Genomic DNA, 19,352 nt, shown 5'->3' on the forward strand with positions numbered 1-19,352 from the left:
ACATTCAAGGATTTCCTGATGCACAACAAGTGGTACTGGACCTTCAAGCACGTCCTGCTGGGTCCTATTCTGCGCCTATACAATCGACCCGAGATTGAAGGGGTAGATAAAATCCCATCGTCGGGAGCAGTGATTCTCGCATCGAACCATCAGTCGGTTATGGATTCTTTCTATTTTCCCTTGGTTTATCGTCGCCAGATCACTTTTCCGGCAAAGAGCGAGTATTTTACTTCCTCGGGGTGCGTCGGTCGGTTACAAAAGTGGTTTTTTACTTCCGTAGGGCAGGTTCCTATCGATAGAAACTCTCCGACTGCTGCTGCGGAATTGATTAGCACTGCTCGCGAGATTCTGGGGCGGGGAGACGTATTCGGGATTTACCCTGAAGGTACGCGTTCGCCCGATGGGAGGGTCTATAAAGGGCGAACAGGGATGGCCCGGATTGCGTTTACCACCAATGATCCAGTGGTGCCCGTCGCTATGATCGGAAGCCGAGAGGCCAATCCGATCGGGTCGTGGATACCACGTCCTTACAAGGTCCGAATGAAGATAGGCGATCCGATCATTCCTTCTGAATTTGCCGAGGAGCGGGGACTAAATCCGGAGTCGCATGAGGCATATCGTGCCCTTACCGATTACGTGATGCATGAGCTTTCACGATTAAGCGGGCAACCCTATGTGGATATGTATGCAACGGAAGTGAAAAAATCTCTTGAAGAGGGCAAAGGCTACCCCGAGGGTGCTCAGTAAATTTGGATGCCCTTAGTTTTGGCTGTTCTGCTGATCAACTAAGATTATGATGCATTTTTCAGGGCTACCTCACGCTAGTTGAGTCCCGGGTTGGTTAATGAGCAAAGCGTAGGACAGCTAATTCTAAAAAGCGTAGCCGGTCGTGGCCAGCGCTTTGCTTTTTGTAGAGCAAAAACGAGTAAGGCGACAGCCTGTAGAGGGAGCGTAATGGATCGGCGACTAGTAAAGCCGCGTGTTTTTCGCTTCCCTTCTAGCATGAAAACCCCGAGAAAAAAGAAGATGTGGGCGGAAAAGAGCAAGAGCTTTACCCATAGAATGAGGGTTTTTCGGCATGAGCGTCTTTTGCCTGGGGCTAACGATGCTGCGACTTTGGAAGAAAAAGCACGCAAAGCGACCAGGCCGCCTCTTGCTATGGACACTGGAGCGCAGACTTCTTTGGCAATAGCCGTATCAGCGCCTCAGAAGAAACCACGTATGGCGTGGCCTGATTTGGCCAAGGGGCTATCGATCATCGGAGTGGTGCTTCTCCATATCTGTTTGGCTGTCCCTGATGGCACGTATACGACAGTGGCGCAGGTAAATGAGCTCATCGCACCACTCCGAATGCCATTATTTTTTCTAGTAAGCGGCTTCTTTTCCATTAAGGTATTTCGTTTTAGCTTTGCGGAGCTATTTGTCCACCGCCTGTGGTTTCTTTTAGTTCCCTACGTGTTATGGACCCCACTGGAACTATTTGCCAAGCGGATAGAATTTTTTGTGTTTTGGCAGGAGCCTCTCCCGGATCAGGATTTTTATGTGGAGGCTCTGTGGACTTCCGAAAACATGTATTGGTTCCTGCACTCCCTGTTCTTCTTTACCATCGCATTGTGGAGCACAAAATTCCTGCATCCTTGGTTGCGTTGGTTTATTCCCCTCGCCATTGTGGTGTGCGCGCCTATAGCCCCAGAAACTCCTATAACGGAAAAAGTTATTACTTATCTTCCGTGTTTCTTGATAGGCGCTTATGCGCGTCCTTGGATCGAGCGTTATGCAGAAAATGCCCTTAAACCCATAGAGCTTGCAGTGGCGTGTGGGACGCTGCTCTTGAGCCGCGAGATATCGCATTTACCTGTCTCAGAAGTCTGGGGTCTCTCCCTTCTTACGCTTACGCATTTATTGCATTTGCCTGCTGCCATATCATTTGCGGTCTTACTCTCTAAAATCTCGCTATTGAGCGAGGGGTTGCAGTGGATCGGTCGACATACTTTGGTGATCTACCTGAGTCATCCTATTGTTTTGACGCTGCTCTTTGGATATTTCTTTCGTTATCGTGAAGAAGGAATTGAGCTGTATAGCGATACCATCCTAGGGGCTTCTTGGGCGTGGGTTTTTCTGTGTATCGGTTTTACGATCGTTGGAGCTGCAGCGATGGAACTCTTGTCACGAATGCCTCTCATTGGGCGTTCAATCGCTCCACGCGGACTAGTTGCGCGTCGGGAGAGCACGGTAAAGCAGACACCCATAACGGCTAACGCCTAAAGTCAGGGGCGATGCACGGCTGGTGCATAGTGGTTTATTACTGTGGTGGTGAGTTGACAGACAATGCGCGTTGAGGCTTTTCCTCTTTGATGCGTATTACAAAACTATCGCAGTGAGGCAAGGTCGGATGAGGTATTTTTATGACACCGAGTTCATCGAAGACGGCCGTAGTATCGAACTTGTCTCGATTGGCATCGTTGCAGAGGATGGGCGAGAGTACTACGCGGTGTCCACCGATGCTGATCATTCCAAGGCAGGGAAATGGGTTCGAGAGAACGTTTTAGACAAACTGCCAAACCCGTCGAGTAAACTATGGAAAACTAACGCTCAGATTCGTGATGAGATCATAGATTTTCTTTCGGCCGAAGATTCGCAACCTGAATTATGGGCGTGGGTAGGTGGCTATGATCATGTGGTACTCGCTCAGCTATGGGGCGATATGACGGGGCTACCACGAAAGATCCCCCGTTTTACGCATGAATTGAAACAATATTGGGAATTTGCTGGGCGGCCTGCGTTGCCTAAAGCTCCCAGCGGCAATCATGATGCTCTTGTTGATGCACGGCATAACCTGCAGAAATTCAAGGTGTGTGCAATACGTTTACCGATTGATAAAAAGAATCGAGTATAAAACGCTTCATTTTGGACTTGTTTGAAGCTTTGATGGGGTAGAATTTCTGCATAAAATTCTCAAAGATAGAATTTTATGTTTTGCCGACGCGCTGATTTTAGCGGTGACGTGCTAAACATAAGAGTGTGAGTTGGACAGTAGACATTCCCAAAGACGTTTTGCCAGATCTTCCGCCGTTGCCGGATGGATTACAGCAGCGATTTGAAGACGTCATTGCCCGTGACGCAAAACAGCAGCCAATTTGGGACACAAAAACCGCCGAGAACGTCCGCAAAATCCTTGAATCGGTGCCTCCTATTGTGGTTGCTCCAGAGGTCCGTGAGCTGAAGAAGCTGCTTGCCGACGTTGCCAACGGTAAGGCCTTCCTGCTCCAAGGTGGGGACTGCGCCGAAACCTTTGAGTCCAATACGGAACCGCATATTCGCGCCAACATTAAGACACTTCTGCAGATGGCGGTTGTGCTTACCTATGGTGCTTCCACGCCTGTTATCAAGATGGCTCGTATTGCGGGACAGTATGCTAAACCGCGTTCCTCTAATCTCGATGAAAATGGTTTGCCCAACTATCGTGGGGACATTGTGAACGGGGTGGAAGCGACGGAAGAAGCTCGTAAACATGATCCGGCGCGTATGATTCGTGCGTACGCTAATTCCTCTGCCGCCATGAACTTGGTTCGTGCTTTAACCTCATCGGGCACTGCTGATCTGCATCGATTGACGGGCTGGAATAGACAATTCGTTGCTAGCTCTCCTGCCGGAGCACGCTATGAGGCGCTGGCGCAGGAGATTGAGCGCGGCCTGCGCTTTATGAATGCCTGCGGTGTTACTGATAAAACGCTGCATTCCGCAGATATTTTTTGTTCTCATGAGGCACTCGTCGTGGATTATGAGCGGGCCTTGCTGCGCTTGGCAGAAAACGAAGAGGGAGAAACAGAACTTTATGATCTTTCCGCCCACCAACTATGGATAGGTGAGCGTACACGCGGCATTGAAGACTTCCATGTTAATTTTGCAGCGATGATTGCCAACCCTATTGGTATCAAGATCGGTCCTACCTGTACTCCTGAAGAAGCCGTGGCTTATGCCGACAAGTTAGACCCAAATTTTGAAGCGGGCCGTCTCACCATGGTTGCGCGTATGGGACACGATAAAGTTCGTTCCGTCTTACCAGGTATTATCCGTGCTGTTGAAGACTCTGGGCACAAAGTGATATGGCAGTCGGACCCAATGCACGGGAATACTTTTACCTCTTCCAACGGCTATAAGACCCGCCACTTTGACAAGGTAATTGATGAGGTCCAAGGATTTTTTGAGGTTCATCGGGCGTTAGGCACGCATCCTGGAGGCATCCACATTGAGCTTACTGGTGAAAACGTTACTGAGTGCCTCGGTGGCGCAGAAGGTATCACGGATGTGGATCTCCCCGGACGCTATGAGTCGGCCTGCGATCCGCGTCTTAACACCCAGCAATCACTGGAACTATCTTTCCTAGTCGCGGAGATGCTGCGGAACTAAAACGTGTGCGTACTGAACGCACAGGCACAGCTGTTATGACATAGAAAACGTCTCGCTTCCTTGAAAAGCTTTTCAAGGAAGCGAGACGTTTTTCCCCACTAAAAACCTATTGTGCGTAGCTTGATTTCCGTTCCAGGAACCTCTCGGCCTCCCGTAGGAGATTGCCAGTAGACGCGAGATGAAGGTTTCTTGGCTCCGGTGCCTTTGACCGTAAATCCGGCTTCTTCCAGGATTTTTTGGCCTCGGAGTATTTCTTTCCAACGACGGAAGGAACATTAACCTCACCGGCGAGAACAAGATCCACACTCGTGAGGGCAGAATCAATGAGGCTGCCGGAAGGCGGCGTAATGGAAGTAACTTCATCTGCAGAGCTGCCGGTTTCAGAATCAGACCGAGTAACGCTGTTTACTCTGATTCCTGCAGCAGCTAGTTCGCTGATGGCTTCTTGCTTAGATTTGCCGCGCACATCAGGTATTTCCACGGCAGTGGAAACTCTGAGGGTGACAGTAGTACCACGCGGTAGGGTGGTGCCGGCCTCTGGCAGCGTACCAATGGCGTCTCCGCCGCGTATTTCTGGATTAAATTCCTCGGTGATGTTTACTTTGAGGCCAAGTTTTTCCAACTGCTCGCGCGCTGATTGTTCAGACATTTCTGCGACATGAGGAACATTGACTGGGGCAGGACCTCGGGATAACGCAACGGCTACTTCTGAGCCGACACGAACTGTTGTCCCTGGTTCTGGCTTTAAAGAAACGACTTTTCCTTCCGGAACATCATCAGAATATTCTGATGGAGCTTCTGCGTAGGACAAGGAACGATCCTCTAACAGCGCACGGACTTCCGCAGTATCATGACTGCTGGGGATAGATGGCACAGTAGGTTTTCCCTGCGATACCAAGAGCGTAATCTCGTCGCCTCTTACCGCTCTATGGCCAACCTCTGGAATAGCTCCCGCGATTAAATCAGCTGGAATGTCATCGCTATAAATGGGGGAGGTGGTTGTGCTAAAACCAGCATCCTGCGCTAACGCAGTTGCCTCTATCTGACTCATTCCGAGCACTTGGGGAACTTCTCCATATCGTCCCGACCCAAACCACCAAGCACCGACAGCCACAGATGCCGTTACTACCAGAACAAGAACAATCCAAATGATAAAACTTGTCCTTGACCTGTTGGTTATTGGGGGCTCCGCTGGCAGCTCTTCTGCTGTCTCCGGTGGAATAGTCTCAGGAAGCGCAGGGGAGGATGTGGCATAAGGATCCGGTGTAATACTAGGCGCGGGATGGGCAGTATCGGCTAAAGCTTCGTGGGGAAAGATCTGCGTTTCTGAAGCCGGAAAGACAGATGTTTCATGCGTAACCGGATATTGCGAGTCAGGGGATAGCCCTTGGTCCGGGGAAGACGGGATAAGTTCGGTTGCGTCCCTGGGGATGTCTGTGGTGAGTAGATCGGTAGCGCTAAGTGCTTGATTGATGTTTTCGGAGGCACGGTGGGCCGCTGCATTAGCGGGAACAGGTACTTTGAACGTCGGAAGCTGGAGCTCGTTAGTAACGTCGTCTAATGCAGTGAGAAACTCGTTAGCATCGGTAAAACGATCGTGCGGGCTGAGGGTTGTTGCTGAGGCCACGAGGGCGTCGAAAAGCGGAGGAATGCCGTCAATGGCATCGCTTGGCGCGGGAACAGTGCGATCGAGACGCGAGTAGGCATGGGCGATTTGTGTGTCGCCGCTAAAAGGCGTTGTGCCAGTGAGCAATTCATAGAGCAGAATACCGGCTGAATATACGTCGCTGGCGGGTCCGATATCATCACCAGAAACTTGTTCAGGGGATAAATAGGAGACCGTGCCGATGATGTTTGCAGAGGTTGCTTGGCTTGCCGACGCCGCACGGACAAGCCCAAAATCTGCAAGTTTTACCTGATGATCGCCATTGATAAGAACATTGTCTGGTTTGATATCCCGATGCACCATCCCTGCATTGTGAGCAACCGATAAACCGGTAAGTACAGAATGCATGACGGCCGCAGCCGCGTGGGGAGGCATGGGGCCGCGTTCTGCGAGCAACTCGCGTAGAGTACCCCCCGTTATTAGCTCCATGATCAAAAAGACTTGATCTCCATCGGAGGAAAAGTCGTATACCCCGACTAAGCATGGGTGAGAAAGCTGCGCCATAGAGCGTGCTTCACGCTGGAAGCGTTGGCGGAACACAGGATCGTCGATATATCGAGCATCCATCACTTTTGCAGCGACATGGCGCTCTAAACGCAGGTCTAAACAGCGATAAACTGTGGACATGCCGCCGCGCGCAATGGGGGCTTCAATGCGGTATCGGTTCTCCAGAACATCGCCTACTATCAACTCTGCCATGTTAAACAGTATGGACGACTTGTGCCTGCCTTTGCTAACTCGCCGCACTATTTATCGCGCAGTTCTAGCAGACAAGCTAGATTAACAAGGGTGAGTAACAACAACGTGTCACGTAGCGCATTGCCGGAAAACGAGTCCCTTCTTACCGTCCCTGATTATGCGGAGCGTGTGGGGCTTCCCGTAACTAGAGTTTTTGACCTTCTCGGTGAGCACAAGCTCATCTGTGTTCATGACAATGGCGTACGCAAGATTCCCGAGGCTTTTCTATCTGTAAAAGGAACCACCAATAAGTTTGTCCCTGGAGTCATCGCGTTGCTTTCCGACGGCGGTTTTACCGATGAGGAAATCTTCCACTACCTCTTTACAGAGGATGAAAGTTTGCCAGGACGGCCTGTCGACGCCCTCCACGGACACCTTGCCCGCGAGGTTATGCGCCGAGCACAGGCAGCAGCATTTTAAGAACTTTCAGGGCTAAGCGTGCCCTCAGCGGAGGCTTCAAAAATTGAGCGAGTCATCCACCAGCCTGCGATTACCGTGGCTACCATCCACACGGGATTGTAAAGCTGGTGGTTTCCGCTTCCTGTGAATGCCATTGCCACGACGATAGAACCTCCCACTGTTATCTTCTTTAACCACAGCGGCGGCGTGAAAGTACCGATGAGGGAAATCACACTTGCGTAGTACCAGGGGAGGGTTACGGCGTTGAAAAAGAATGTAACGGCGTAGGCAGCGGCTGTGCCTCGGATGGCGTCGCGGTGATTCTTCCGGAATACCCACCAACAAATAACAAGTCCCAGAGCCATGAGCACCATGGACAGTATGCGTAACACACCCACCACGGTATTGAAGGGGAATGGTTCAATCCAGAGGCTTCCCACACTAGAAATCACAGTGGCTACGAGGGAGGGGAAAGCGAGTGGGTTAATAACCTTAGTGTTGCCGCTAAGCGCCGCGATCCAGCCCCAGGAGGCTCCTGATGCCCAGGTTATTGCGGCTAAGACAGCGAGAGTCTCTATCGCTCCTACAATTCCGGCTGCGAGGAAAACGCGCGTTTTCTTTTTCCATGATCCGGGAACATGTGCAACTGCTATCCATACGACGAAGGGAAGTGCAAGCGCGGCAGTAGCCTTTAAAGACATGGCGATTGCGATGATAGCGATGGCGCAGAAATAATTGAATACGGATTTACGCAATGCCAGCACTAGGCCTATGCTCACCAAGCCCACCATGACGGACTCATTGTGCATGCCGCCGATGAGATGAAAAACCATAACGGGGTTAGCCACACCTAGCCATTGGGCTATTGCAGGATTACTGCCCAGTGAGAGAGCTATCTTGGGGATGGCCCACATGATTCCTATAAAGCCCAAGATGGACAGAGCCTTAAAACAAAAAATCCCATAAGTGATGTGATTTCCGCATAGTCGTACTATGCCTTCACTGATCCATAAATGGAGCGGGCCATAAGGAGTCGTGGTGTTTCTCCAATCATGGGAGACCTCGTAAAGAAGAGGGCTGGGATTGGCGGAAGCACCTTGGGTATAGGCGTCGAAGCCGTCGCGAAGCAGCGTCCCTTGCATGAGATAGGAATAGATATCGCGAGACATGATAGGAGCTGCAAAAATAAGGGGAATAATCCACAAAGCGAGTGTTCGGGTTACCTCGTGAACTGCCGCATGTCCCGAGACGACGCGCCGTCCAAGTAAAAACCATGCCACTACAAATAACGCAGAGCCAATCCAGAGCGTGATGTTAGAAAAACCAGCGCCATGGCCGTAGGACAGAAATTCCAAGTTGAGGATGTCCAACAGCCCACCGCGATTCCGGATGGCGCCACCGCCAAAAGAACCTATGGTGATAAGGATCGCGGCTATTAGGCCTGTGCGCATTGGGGAGAAAGAATAGAGTTTTGTTAACACAAGAGTCATTGCTGTTACTCAGAATTACATTGAGCGGGCTGTGGCTTTATGGGCCAAAGAGACGAGTACGCTGCGTGCATCTTCACTAATATCTGCGGTGTTGAGGTGAGAAATTCCTCGTTCTGCAAGCTCATCAATGCGCTTTTCTACGCCAGCTTCTGCACCAGTTTTACGAATAGTATCGGCCAAACACGCAATATCATGAGGGTCGGTAACCCTTCCCACGCCTTTTCTGATGGACTCCACGGCGTCTGCGTTGTCTGCAGCGTGGGCAAGCTCAAGGGCTTTGGCCACGAGAACAGTGCGTTTGCCTTCTCGTAGATCATCTCCTGCTGGTTTCCCCGTTACCGCGGGATCTCCGAATACACCGAGTAGATCGTCGCGAAGCTGGTAGGCCACTCCAATGTCTCTTCCATAATCCCGAAGTGCATGCACAATACGCTCATCTGCGCCCGCGATAGCTGCACCAATATGCAACGGACGCTCAATTGTGTACGCCGCAGTTTTAAAGCGATTGACGTTTTCTGCGAGTTCTATACTTTCACTTCCCGCAGATTCTAGGAAGACATCAAGGAGCTGCCCTCCAATAACTTCTGTGCGCATACCACGCCAAGCATTAGATGTTCGGGCGATGGCTGCATCGCTGAGCCCAGAAGTCCTAAACATATCGTCAGCCCAAGCAAATGCAAGATCGCCGAGCAAGATCGCAATCGACTCACCAAAGTGTGCTGAGTCGCCATTCCACGAGTTATCTCGATGACAGGCCTCTGCGGATCGGTGAACAGTCGGTTGTCCACGACGAGAATCAGAAGCGTCGATGATGTCATCGTGAATTAAAGCACAAGCTTGGATGAGTTCAAGAGAGCTTATAGACGCCAACACGGCTTCAGGATCTTCTGTACCCTCCAGGCCATTGCCTGCTAAAAAACCAGCCCATGCATAGCTCGGTCGAATGCGCTTGCCACCGCCTAATACGAAATCTTCCAGATAGGTCACTACACGCGATACAGGTTCACCAATAACGGAGATTTTACGGGCGCGACCTTGGAAAAAAGCGCGCAGTTTGTGTTCCACAGCTGGTTCGATTTCGGAGAAAGTTAAGGAACGTGCATCGAATTGAGTGGGTGTAGCGGAACGAGACACTGTAGCGGAATCCTTTTCTCTTGCAGGAGATGCGGTGTGTGCGTCTGGGAACGGATGGTGCATATCGCTCAAGCCTATATCTAAGTGGAACGTCTGCTAGCGAGCCACTGGAAAAGTCCAGAACAGGGGATATCCGAGTGTACCCCTCACCTTTTACACAAAGATTGAATAAAACAGATGGATGTACCCTCGAAACGCGAAGATTTTGTTTCTAACCCTTTAAGATACCGAGTCATGTCTGCTTCGCATATCCCCGCTGCCTATCAGCGTTCTATCACTGAGGTACTGAAGATGCCTAGCCCTGGCCGGATTCCATTTTCTGTGGAATTTATGCCGCCTCGTGATGCTGCAGCGGAACAAAGATTGTGGAAAGCAGCTGAGGCGTTTCATGATCTGGGAACGGCTTTTGTCTCCGTGACCTATGGAGCCGGGGGTTCGAGCAGAGAACGCACGATGCGCGTAGCTCATAAGCTATCCAAGCTTCCGCTTACAACGCTCGTTCATTTAACTCTGGTGGAGCACACAGAGGCTGAATTGGTAGAGATCCTGAACGATTATGCTGCCCATGGGCTGTCTAATCTTCTTGCTCTTAGGGGTGATCCTCCCGGAAACGACCCCATGGCGGAATGGTTGGCCACTCCTGGCGGATTGGAGTATGCCTGTGAACTTGTCGAATTAACTAAGAAAAATCCGGAAACGGCACATTTCCAAGTGGGCATCGCGAGTTTTCCGGAAGGCCATTATCGAGCACCGACACTGGAAGCTGATACGGAATTCACATTGGAGAAATTGCGCGCTGGGGCTGAATTCTCTATTACACAGATGTTCTTTGACATTGAGCATTTCCTTCGGCTTCGTGATCGCCTAGCCAAAGCAGATTCTGAGCATGGTAATAAGCCTATTATTCCTGGCCTTATGCCGATAACGAGTATTCGTTCCGTGCAGCGTCAGATGGAACTAGCTGGGGCTTCTCTGCCGAGGGAATTAGAAAGACAGCTTTTCGACGCCGCCAAAGGGGATGAAGAAGCTCATAAACAAGATATCCGTAAAGTCGGGATCGAACTGACAACTCAGATGGCGGAGAAACTTATTGCTGAGGGGGTGCCTGACATCCACTTCATGACCATGAATTATGTGCGAGCTACGCAGGAAGTCCTACATAATTTAGGTATGGCCCCTGCGTGGGGAACCGAGCACGGGCATGATGCAGTGCGCTAATTAGCGTTGATCGCTTTGTTTTCTTTGTCGAGCTCCGCACGAAGAATAGCAAAGGCTCTGGAATCACCTTGAAAATAAAAATCACGTAGTAAGTCGTAGAAACCGTGGCGTCGATAAAGCGCAAAAGCGGCGTTTGACTCGTTAGGTACTTCTGGCGTGGAGAGTAAAACCGTTGGGGAGTCTATTTTTTGGAGCAGTGCGGAGAGCAATCTATAGCCGATACCCTGAGCTTGAGCCAGGGGAGAAACATGAATCTCTGCGAGCTCAAAATAGTGATCGGGCATGGATGTCTTTATGTCTGATGAGGTCACTTTGGCGTTTCTAAGTCCTCGACGGATCTGCCGATTCCACCAATGTTCGCGTCTTCCAAGAAAACCGTAAGCGATTCCGACTATGCCGTCGCCATAAACATAGGGATAACGTTTATCTGATTCGATGGCGCATACGGCAGCAAAGCCAGATTCCATTACTGCTCGTCGCCATACAGAGACCCGGGAGCGCCGCAGAGACGGGCTATATCCCATTGCATCAATGTAGAGATTGACAAAGTCAGGGCAGTGGAATGCAAAAGCTGTACTTGAAAGACTCTGAATGGAAATGGACACAATGTTATGGAATCACTTTTTTGCCATGAAAGTGGGGAGTTTTGTAAAAGTGGCAGAAGTTTCCAACCTTAAGTCGAACACTAGTTCTATAATGGGGAGGTGGGTGTTAGATAAGGGGGATAACATCCTCTTAACTTAAAAATAAAAGGGTTATGTCCTGTGGATAGCGGCAAGAAAGGGGAAGGTAGCATGTCTAATGTGGTGTCGGCTACTACACGTTTTGCACGGCGTGTAGAGGGAGCACAACGGCTGCTTGAGGGGGCTCACATTCATCTTGCGCAGGCTGATAGGCTGTTTTTCCAGGGGGATATGTGTTCTGCATTGGAATATGCATACCGTGCAGCTTTGAGGGCGGCGGGGGCGCGGGTTGCGATGTCTTCAATAGCGGCTCGTAAACGTAAGCCAACTAGTGCAATTGAACAATTGCGATTGGTGGGAGCGTCAGAAAGCTTGTGGGCAGACAGGATAGCTGGTTATTCGCGTTTGCGCTTGCGGGTCTCTACTGGTGTGGAGGTAAAAGTTGCGGCACAATCCGTCCAGGATCTCATGACTATTGTTTCGAATTTTCTGCACGATATTGAGGGTGCTCAGGATGGTTCTATTGCGGCTTGACCTGCTGTTTTTTGATGTCTTTTTGTGTACTTCTAAATTAGCTGGGAAAAACCTAATTTGGAGGGAACTTTCCTACTAGGGTTGGCGTTAACATAGGTAGCTAGTTAAAAAGCAAAACGTCCCTTGGGAGGTCGAAGTGTCACTTTCAGAGCAGGAGCAGCGTGCGCTGCGAGAGATTGAACGCTCTTTATTGGCGGAAGATCCCAAGTTTGGCGCTTCTGTAAGGGATGCGGGCTTGGTACCTTCCGGAGGAATGGTCACCCTTCGTGGGATTGCGATCATAGTTATCGGGTTGGTGATGCTCGTTGGGGGCGTTGCGCTGAGTCAGCAAACATTATTGTTTGTAATCCTCGCTATCGCTGGTTTTATTGTCATGCTTGGTGGCGCAATATGGATGCTCCGAGCTCCTTCGTATGGAAAAGCCTCGGCTTTTGGTGCGGCGCGTTCCTCGGGGAAGGCGAATCGCAATTCGCGCTCTGATGGAATTGGTAATCGTATGGAGGAAAATTTCCGCCGTCGGTTTGAGCAGTAGTTATTTTTAAGATCGGCCACCTTTGGGTGGCCGATTTTTTATGTATGGGGTGGCTGGCGCATATGCTTGCCCAGTTTCCCCACTTTCCCCCACGGATAGGTAAATGCTGGGAATGATTCGCGGAGGATGTAGGGGAGGGGGCCGGTGTTCATCTTGTCTAATTTTGATGTTCTGGTGGGAAATTTTGTTATTTTGCCTCGTTGTGGTGATTGTTTGCTGAATCTTGTGGCGCGGGGCTTTATCTTTTGTGCGGGTCTGTGACGTGTGAAAAGTGGGGCAACCGGTGTGATTATTGGGTGTTTTGTGAAAAATTCTCTACTTCTATAATTCCTGGTAGTTGCTAATATTTTCACATTTTCCGAGGTGAAAATATAGTGACGCCTGTTGTTGGTGGGGGAAAGTGGGGTAAGGTGGTTTGCAGTGACGGGATAGTGGTTATTCTGCTACCCCGGAACTAGCAAAGACGTTGAGGCTTGCGTTATCGGGAAGGCAGGTGCCGAGCTAATGTTTCTTGGCACCTATACGCCGAAACTTGATGACAAAGGCCGTCTGACGCTTCCTGCGAAATTTCGTGATGAGCTTGCCGGTGGCCTGATGGTGACCAAGGGGCAGGATCATTCGCTGTCGGTCTATCCGCGTGAAGAGTTTGCAGCTCGTGCGCGTAAGGCTGCCGCTATCTCTAGGACCAATCCTGAGGCGCGGGCGTTTATTCGAAATTTAGCTGCGAGTGCTGATGAGCAACGTCCGGATGGGCAAGGTCGTATTACTCTCTCTGCAGCACATAGGGAGTATGCAGGGCTTACAAAGCAATGCGTAGTAATCGGCTCCGTAGATTTCTTGGAAATTTGGGATGCCGAGGCTTGGGAGGCATACCAATCAGAGACCGAAGCTGCATTCTCCTCTGCAGAGGGGGACTTCTTAGGTGGTCTGTTATAAAGCCCGATAATTGCATATCGAATGACGTGCGGAGTGTACGTATGAACTCTGCTCGAAGCGAAACTCTGGTGTACTTCCCCGATATCAGAGTGGGTTCTTCGTGCAGGGCTCTGTGTACACCCCGCTTTTAATTAACGTGCCGAGGATGAACGACGCATAGTTCTGCTGAAAGGGGGACTTCATAGTGACCAGTGGTAGAGATTCTGCGTGGAACTACGATATTCGTGATAATCACGGGCACGTCCCCGTGCTCAGGGAGCGCATGGCTGAATTGATCTCCGCCCCGGTGATAAAGATGGGGACATCCGCGGTTATCTTGGATGGCACCCTCGGTGCTGGTGGGCATTCTGCTTTCTTTCTGGAAAGTTTCCCGGAAGCGTGTGTAATTGGGCTGGACCGTGATCTTCATTCGCTGAATAACGCCCGTGAAAGACTATCGATCTATGGCGATCGTTTTCTGGGCATACATACTCGCTTTGACCATTTCCTTCCCAAACTGCAACAGCATGCAGAGGCCGGAGATGAGATTGCGCTGAAAGCATTGCGTCACGGTATCAGTGGGGCATTGTTTGATCTTGGGGTTTCCTCAATGCAACTCGATCAGGCAGAGCGTGGGTTCGCATACCGGGTGGATGCTCCGCTTGATATGCGAATGGATGATTCTAAAGGGATCACAGCTGCGGATATCCTCAACACATACTCACATGGTGATTTAGCCAGAATCTTGAAAGTATACGGTGAGGAGCGCTTTGCAGGAAAGATAGCTAGCGCTGTGGTAAAAGAGCGCGAAAAAGCCCCTTTTACTCATTCTGCTCGGCTAGTAGAACTGCTTTACGCTACGATCCCTGCTGCTACGCGGAGAACCGGTGGGCATCCAGCTAAAAGAACCTTCCAGGCTTTGCGTATTGAGGTAAACAAAGAGCTGGAATCAATAGAAAACGTTCTTCCTGTGGTAACAGGATGCTTGGCTAAGGGTGGCCGAGCAGTGTTTATGTCCTACCAGTCTTTGGAGGACAAAATTGTTAAACGCTATTTCGTGGATATTAGTACTTCTAAGTCTCCGCCAGGGCTTCCTATGGATCTCCCCGGGATGGAGGCGGGGTTCAAAGTGGTCACACGAGGCGCAGAAAAGGCAAATGAACAAGAAATCGCTGAGAACCCTCGAGCCGCATCGGTGAGAGTTCGAGCGATTGAGTCACTTAAAGAATCAACCACAGCCGATGAGCACCTGGAGCAATAGATGACGATGACGGAAGGCACACGCCGAGAGTCAAGCTACCGGTCCCGCGACTTAAGCTCCGGAACCGCTACTGCGTTGCTAGATTCTCCAAGAAGGACCGCACGCCCTAGCTATCATGCGCCGTCAAAGACTCGGCGCCGGTTTCAGCATGTCCCGGGATCTCAACAGGTTATTTCCTATCGGGGACGTCGCGTCGAGCGTCCCAAAGTTGATAAAGGACGAGTGCGTTTTGTCGCCGGTATTTTGTTGCTGATGATTGCAGGAGTCGCTGCGACGCTAGTCTTATCAGGCCTGTCTACTAAGCAGACCTTTGCTATTCAGCAGCTACAGAACCAAGAAACCACTCTGAAAAATCAGATTGAGACCCTAAACCGAGACGTAGAAAACGCATCTTCTTCTGCAGAAATTGCGCGTAAAGCTAGCGCCATGGGCTTGGTAGTTCCTGATGCTGCGGGTGTTCTCACACGTGATGATCACGGAAACTCAGTGGTGCAGAGGGAAGCTAATGATGCAACGCATCCTCTCGTAGATATCAATGGCGATAAGATTTCTCCTTCTGCCTCAAGCGATCCTGCCAAAACGAATGAAGTAGCAGGTAGCCTTAACGCTGTTCCACAGTCCGGGCCTGCAGTCAGCGCTAACACAGGTACAAACACTGGTGCCAATGGGTCTACAGTTGCGCCTTATGCAGCAACTGCAGGTCGGTAGCAGAAGCTTCACCAGGGTAGGTGACAAGAGCGAGTGAATCGATCTAATCCAGGTAATTTCCCGAGGAGACAGGAATGGGCTCCTCGGGATGCTTCGCGGCGTCGTAGTGATAGTTTTAGGCATCGTCGGGAGCAGGACCTTGGCCTTAAAAGGACTGTTAACACAGGCGCCGTCACGGTGGACAGAGATAAGCAGTTGCTTTTCCGTCTTCGCGGAGTGATGGCGCTTGCCATTATTATGATTATTCTCTTGGTCGCGCGCTTAGCATGGGTACAGCTTGTGTGGGGGCCAGAGCTTTCCCATCGGGCAGAAGCGCAGCGCTCGCGTACCTATATAGATAGTGCGCGGCGCGGTGAGATTCTGGATCGTTCAGGTAATCGGATTGCTTATACGATGCAGGCCCGTTCCTTGACTGCATCTCCTAAGCTTTTACGAAAAGAATTGCGTTATACAGCGCAGCTTAAGCTCCAAAATAGCGGGGAGTATTCCAGACTCGACAGTAATGCCAGGGAAAAGCGTATCGATGAAGTCGTGGAGGATATTCTGAATGACTATGCCGATCAAATTCCTACCATCATCAGTGATGCAAGTGCTACGACGTCCGAAGTAAAATCAGAACAGATCCTGAAAAAGCTAAAGGCTGATACTAATTACGAGGTTCTCGTACGCAACGTGGACCCAGATATCGCCGAGGAAATCTCCCAGAATTTTCATGGTATTGCTGCAGACATGCAACAGATTAGGCAATACCCTAATGGTGCCGTTGCGGAAAATATCGTGGGCAAGATCAGCCAAGATGGTCAAGGCCAATTTGGGTTTGAAGCTGCTAATGATTCTTTACTTTCTGGCATTGATGGGCAAAAAACTCTTGACGTTTCTGCTAATGGCCAGATTATCCCTGGTACAACTCGCGATGAGGTTCCTGCCACGGACGGGGCTTCAGTGACTTTGACTCTGGACTTGAATTTGCAGTCCTATGTACAGCAACAATTGGAGCAAGCTGTAGCTAACTCGGGTGCTAAATCTGCTTCTGCTGTGGTACTGGATTCTGAAACCGGAAAGATCATGTCGATGGCTAATTCCGGAACAATAAATCCAAATGGAAATATTGAAAAACAACTCAAAAACGGAAAAGTCTTTGATAATACTGCGGTATCGGCGCCCTTTGAACCGGGGTCGGTTGCAAAGATCATTACGGCAGCAGGCGTGATAGAGGACGGCAAAACCACGCCGGATGAGGTCCTCCAAGTTCCTGGCAGCATCAAAATGTCTGGAGTGACAGTAAAAGACGCATGGGAACACGGCACTGTCGGATATACCACCACAGGCGTATTCGGAAAATCATCCAACGTGGGCACCCTGATGTTGGCACAGCGTCTTGGCGAAGAACGATTTAATGATCTCCTCCATAAATTTGGCGTGGGGCACACTACAGGCGTGGAACTTCCTTCAGAATCTGCTGGACTTTTGCCAGACATTTCGCAATGGTCAGGTGGCACTTTTGCTAACCTTCCCATCGGTCAAGGCATGTCTTTGACGCTGCTGCAGATGGCAGGGATCTATCAGGCTATGGCAAACAAAGGGGAACGTATTGAGCCCCGAATTGTGGAAAAAGTTGTTGACTCAAGCGGAGCGGAAGTAGCTCAACCTGAGCCGAACAAGACGCGAGTAGTATCCGCTGACACTGCACGAACGGTAGTGGATATGTTTAGAGCTGTTATCCAGAAAGACCCCACGGGTGTCCAATCTGGTACCGGTGCTGGCGCAGGCGTGGAGGGGTATCAGATCTCTGGTAAGACCGGTACCGCGCAGCAAGTTGATCCCAATACTGGCTCATACTCAAACTCCAATTATTGGATTACGTTTGCAGGCATAGCTCCGGCGGATAATCCTCGTTATGTGATCGCATTGATGCTGGATAAACCATTGCGTGGTGTTCATGGTGAGGGTGGGCAGTCGGCAGCTCCCTTGTTCCACGATATTGCGTCGTGGTTGCTTGATCGCGACAACGTCCCTCTGTCACGACCAATGGAAGGCCAATTGGTTTTGCAAGCTCGTTAGTTTGTGAATATTCGGCTAAAGCGGGGATTCGTGAAAGACTTATCGTTTGTCGTTAAATGCGTTAGTGATCTTGGTAGGAAAGGAAGCGTATGAGTGGGAAAGAGCATGCCTCAGTAACGCTGGGTTTTCTGGCAGCGTTGACAGGTGGAGAACTCCACGGTGACAAGGATATTGTCATTGAGGAAATCAGTCTTGACTCCCAGGAGCTTCCCCAAGGAGGACTCTTTGCCGCGCTTCCGGGCACTCGCAGTCATGGCGCTAAGTATGCTCAAGAGACACAAGCAGCCGCGATTTTGACGGATGCTGCTGGAGCAGAGATTTTACGCGAGAGCGGCGATACCCGTCCGCGACTAGTGGTTGAGAACGTTCGAGGAATTCTAGGGACTGTTAGTGCTGAGATCTATGGACGTCCTTCAGACTCCTTGCAGATCATCGGTATTACTGGCACCAGCGGCAAAACTACAACGAGCTATATGCTTGAGGCCGGTTTGATCAATGCCGGAAAATCAGTTGGACTCATCGGAACTACAGGGACGCGGATCAATGGAGTAAAGATCCCCACTAAACTCACTACCCCTGAAGCTCCGACGCTACAAAAGCTATTCGCCCAGATGCTTACTCAGGGAGTAACTCATGTGGTGATGGAAGTTTCCAGCCACGCTTTGTCTCTAGGACGGGTGTCAGCTACGCATTTTGCTGCAGCTGGTTTTACTAATCTCTCCCAAGACCATCTGGATTTCCATCCGACGATGGAAGAATACTTTGAGGCAAAGGCCTTGCTCTTTGACCCTGCTTCCTCCGTGCACACAAAGAAGACAGTCATCTGCATAGACGAGCCGTGGGGGCTGCAGATGCTAGAGCGAAGCGGCGCGGAAGCCCTATCGGTTTCTATGGCTTCTGATACCCAAGCAGATTTTGTGGTCTCAAATCTTACCGTGGATGCTGCTGGCGGTCAGCGTTTTGTAGTGACACATGAAGATGATGAAATTGCCGTGGATCTGCCTATTCCCGGTGCTTTTAACGTGGCTAATGCAGCGCTTGCAATAGGTTTGGCTAGCAGCGTAGGCATCGATCTTGATCGTTTTGTTGCCGGTCTCACTGCAGTAAGCGTCCCTGGACGTATGGAGCGGGTAAACCGTGGCCAGGATTTTTTGGCCATCGTGGATTATGCGCATAAACCTGCGGCGGTGGCTGCGGTATTGGAGGCGGTTCGTCGTCAAGCAGCTGGACGCGTAGCAATAGTCGTGGGTGCTGGTGGTGATCGAGATAGAAGCAAGCGTGCAATTATGGGTAAAGAGTCTGCACTCAGAGCCGATTTAGTGATTGTTACTGACGATAATCCCCGCTCGGAAGACCCTGCACTTATCAGGGAAGCCATCCTAACTGGAGCCCAAAAAGCCGCAACAACTGCAGAAATCCGTGAGGTCGGAGATCGTCGAGAAGCGATAAAGCAAGCTGTGGCGTGGGCGCAACCCACTGATGCCGTCATTATTGCAGGCAAAGGGCACGAGGTAGGGCAGCTTATTCAAGGGATAAATCATCACTTTGATGACAAAGAAGAGCTGGCCATTGCACTCGAAGAGATAAGAGATAATAGCTAGCG

16 protein-coding genes and 1 pseudogene are annotated in these 19,352 nt (G+C 50.5%); 13 read left to right on the forward strand and 4 right to left on the reverse strand.

Features of this window, described 5'->3' with window-relative positions; genetic code table 11:
* The first annotated feature begins 18 nt into the window (after positions 1-18).
* The 4 genes from CpATCC19410_RS06085 (at position 19) to CpATCC19410_RS06100 (ending at position 4,410) form a co-directional block, all read left to right on the forward strand.
* Positions 19-747, forward strand: coding sequence for a lysophospholipid acyltransferase family protein (locus CpATCC19410_RS06085; protein WP_013242273.1), 729 nt, complete (start codon positions 19-21; stop codon positions 745-747).
* A gap of 207 nt (positions 748-954) precedes the next feature.
* Positions 955-2,265 carry an acyltransferase family protein gene (locus CpATCC19410_RS06090; protein WP_014300815.1) on the forward strand — a complete coding sequence of 437 codons (1,311 nt, stop codon included), beginning with the start codon at positions 955-957 and terminating at the stop codon, positions 2,263-2,265.
* Positions 2,266-2,392: 127 nt separating this feature from the next.
* Positions 2,393-2,896: a polyadenylate-specific 3'-exoribonuclease AS gene (locus CpATCC19410_RS06095; protein ID WP_014401275.1), complete on the forward strand. Its 504-nt coding sequence runs from the start codon at positions 2,393-2,395 to the stop codon at positions 2,894-2,896.
* A 125-nt stretch (positions 2,897-3,021) separates the two neighbouring features.
* Positions 3,022-4,410 (forward strand): class II 3-deoxy-7-phosphoheptulonate synthase, encoded by a 1,389-nt coding sequence (locus CpATCC19410_RS06100; protein ID WP_014401274.1) that lies wholly within the window; start codon positions 3,022-3,024, stop codon positions 4,408-4,410.
* 98 nt (positions 4,411-4,508) lie between these two features.
* Here the strand turns inward: CpATCC19410_RS06100 and pknB are convergent.
* Positions 4,509-6,775: pseudogene (gene pknB / locus CpATCC19410_RS06105) on the reverse strand (Stk1 family PASTA domain-containing Ser/Thr kinase).
* Between the two features lie 90 nt (positions 6,776-6,865).
* On the opposite strand from pknB, the gene CpATCC19410_RS06110 reads away from it, so the two are divergent.
* A complete protein-coding gene (locus tag CpATCC19410_RS06110) occupies positions 6,866-7,234 on the forward strand; it encodes an Rv2175c family DNA-binding protein (RefSeq protein WP_014522439.1) in 369 nt (122 codons plus the stop codon).
* Here CpATCC19410_RS06110 and CpATCC19410_RS06115 read toward each other — a convergent pair.
* Both CpATCC19410_RS06115 and CpATCC19410_RS06120 read right to left on the reverse strand, forming a co-directional pair.
* The gene (locus CpATCC19410_RS06115) at positions 7,231-8,703 is read right to left on the reverse strand and encodes an alpha-(1->6)-mannopyranosyltransferase A (RefSeq protein WP_014300813.1); all 1,473 of its coding nucleotides are present in this window, start codon (positions 8,701-8,703) and stop codon (positions 7,231-7,233) included. The two genes, CpATCC19410_RS06110 and CpATCC19410_RS06115, sit on opposite strands and share 4 nt — an antisense overlap.
* A gap of 15 nt (positions 8,704-8,718) precedes the next feature.
* Complete coding sequence (locus CpATCC19410_RS06120) at positions 8,719-9,900, reverse strand: polyprenyl synthetase family protein (RefSeq protein WP_013242266.1); 1,182 nt, start codon at positions 9,898-9,900, stop codon at positions 8,719-8,721.
* A 171-nt stretch (positions 9,901-10,071) separates the two neighbouring features.
* Here CpATCC19410_RS06120 and CpATCC19410_RS06125 point away from each other — a divergent pair, with 171 nt between their 5' ends.
* The gene (locus tag CpATCC19410_RS06125; RefSeq protein ID WP_014300811.1) at positions 10,072-11,055 is read left to right on the forward strand and encodes a methylenetetrahydrofolate reductase; all 984 of its coding nucleotides are present in this window, start codon (positions 10,072-10,074) and stop codon (positions 11,053-11,055) included.
* Here the strand turns inward: CpATCC19410_RS06125 and CpATCC19410_RS06130 are convergent.
* Complete coding sequence (locus CpATCC19410_RS06130) at positions 11,052-11,660, reverse strand: GNAT family N-acetyltransferase (RefSeq protein WP_014522438.1); 609 nt, start codon at positions 11,658-11,660, stop codon at positions 11,052-11,054. The two genes, CpATCC19410_RS06125 and CpATCC19410_RS06130, sit on opposite strands and share 4 nt — an antisense overlap.
* A gap of 189 nt (positions 11,661-11,849) precedes the next feature.
* On the opposite strand from CpATCC19410_RS06130, the gene CpATCC19410_RS06135 reads away from it, so the two are divergent.
* The 7 genes from CpATCC19410_RS06135 to CpATCC19410_RS06170 all read left to right on the forward strand — a co-directional run bounded on the left by CpATCC19410_RS06135 (position 11,850) and on the right by CpATCC19410_RS06170 (position 19,350).
* Positions 11,850-12,272 carry an SAV_6107 family HEPN domain-containing protein gene (locus tag CpATCC19410_RS06135; protein WP_013242263.1) on the forward strand — a complete coding sequence of 141 codons (423 nt, stop codon included), beginning with the start codon at positions 11,850-11,852 and terminating at the stop codon, positions 12,270-12,272.
* 136 nt (positions 12,273-12,408) lie between these two features.
* Positions 12,409-12,804, forward strand: coding sequence for a DUF3040 domain-containing protein (locus CpATCC19410_RS06140; RefSeq protein ID WP_013242262.1), 396 nt, complete (start codon positions 12,409-12,411; stop codon positions 12,802-12,804).
* A gap of 504 nt (positions 12,805-13,308) precedes the next feature.
* On the forward strand, positions 13,309-13,740 hold the full coding sequence (gene mraZ / locus CpATCC19410_RS06150; RefSeq protein ID WP_013242261.1) for a division/cell wall cluster transcriptional repressor MraZ: 432 nt from the start codon (positions 13,309-13,311) through the stop codon (positions 13,738-13,740).
* A 184-nt stretch (positions 13,741-13,924) separates the two neighbouring features.
* Positions 13,925-14,980, forward strand: coding sequence for a 16S rRNA (cytosine(1402)-N(4))-methyltransferase RsmH (gene rsmH, locus CpATCC19410_RS06155; RefSeq protein WP_013242260.1), 1,056 nt, complete (start codon positions 13,925-13,927; stop codon positions 14,978-14,980).
* A complete protein-coding gene (gene ftsL / locus CpATCC19410_RS06160) occupies positions 14,981-15,688 on the forward strand; it encodes a cell division protein FtsL (RefSeq protein WP_013242259.1) in 708 nt (235 codons plus the stop codon).
* A 177-nt stretch (positions 15,689-15,865) separates the two neighbouring features.
* Positions 15,866-17,749, forward strand: a complete 1,884-nt coding sequence (locus tag CpATCC19410_RS06165; RefSeq protein ID WP_014401269.1) for a peptidoglycan D,D-transpeptidase FtsI family protein — start codon at positions 15,866-15,868, stop codon at positions 17,747-17,749.
* Positions 17,750-17,838: 89 nt separating this feature from the next.
* Entirely contained in the window at positions 17,839-19,350 is a 1,512-nt protein-coding gene (locus tag CpATCC19410_RS06170) for a UDP-N-acetylmuramoyl-L-alanyl-D-glutamate--2,6-diaminopimelate ligase (protein ID WP_013242257.1), read from the forward strand.
* Positions 19,351-19,352 lie beyond the last annotated feature (2 nt).

The organism is Corynebacterium pseudotuberculosis, from assembly GCF_002155265.1.
Lineage (GTDB): Bacteria > Actinomycetota > Actinomycetes > Mycobacteriales > Mycobacteriaceae > Corynebacterium > Corynebacterium pseudotuberculosis.

Coding starts and splice junctions, on each gene's coding strand:
- CpATCC19410_RS06085 (WP_013242273.1), top strand. CDS start 19: ATGCACAACAAGTGGTACTGGACCTTCAAGCACGTCCTGCTGGGTCCT.
- CpATCC19410_RS06090 (WP_014300815.1), top strand. CDS start 955: ATGGATCGGCGACTAGTAAAGCCGCGTGTTTTTCGCTTCCCTTCTAGC.
- CpATCC19410_RS06095 (WP_014401275.1), top strand. CDS start 2,393: ATGAGGTATTTTTATGACACCGAGTTCATCGAAGACGGCCGTAGTATC.
- CpATCC19410_RS06115 (WP_014300813.1), bottom strand. CDS start 8,703: ATGACTCTTGTGTTAACAAAACTCTATTCTTTCTCCCCAATGCGCACA.
- CpATCC19410_RS06120 (WP_013242266.1), bottom strand. CDS start 9,900: ATGCACCATCCGTTCCCAGACGCACACACCGCATCTCCTGCAAGAGAA.
- CpATCC19410_RS06125 (WP_014300811.1), top strand. CDS start 10,072: ATGTCTGCTTCGCATATCCCCGCTGCCTATCAGCGTTCTATCACTGAG.
- CpATCC19410_RS06135 (WP_013242263.1), top strand. CDS start 11,850: ATGTCTAATGTGGTGTCGGCTACTACACGTTTTGCACGGCGTGTAGAG.
- mraZ (WP_013242261.1), top strand. CDS start 13,309: ATGTTTCTTGGCACCTATACGCCGAAACTTGATGACAAAGGCCGTCTG.
- ftsL (WP_013242259.1), top strand. CDS start 14,981: ATGACGATGACGGAAGGCACACGCCGAGAGTCAAGCTACCGGTCCCGC.
- CpATCC19410_RS06170 (WP_013242257.1), top strand. CDS start 17,839: ATGAGTGGGAAAGAGCATGCCTCAGTAACGCTGGGTTTTCTGGCAGCG.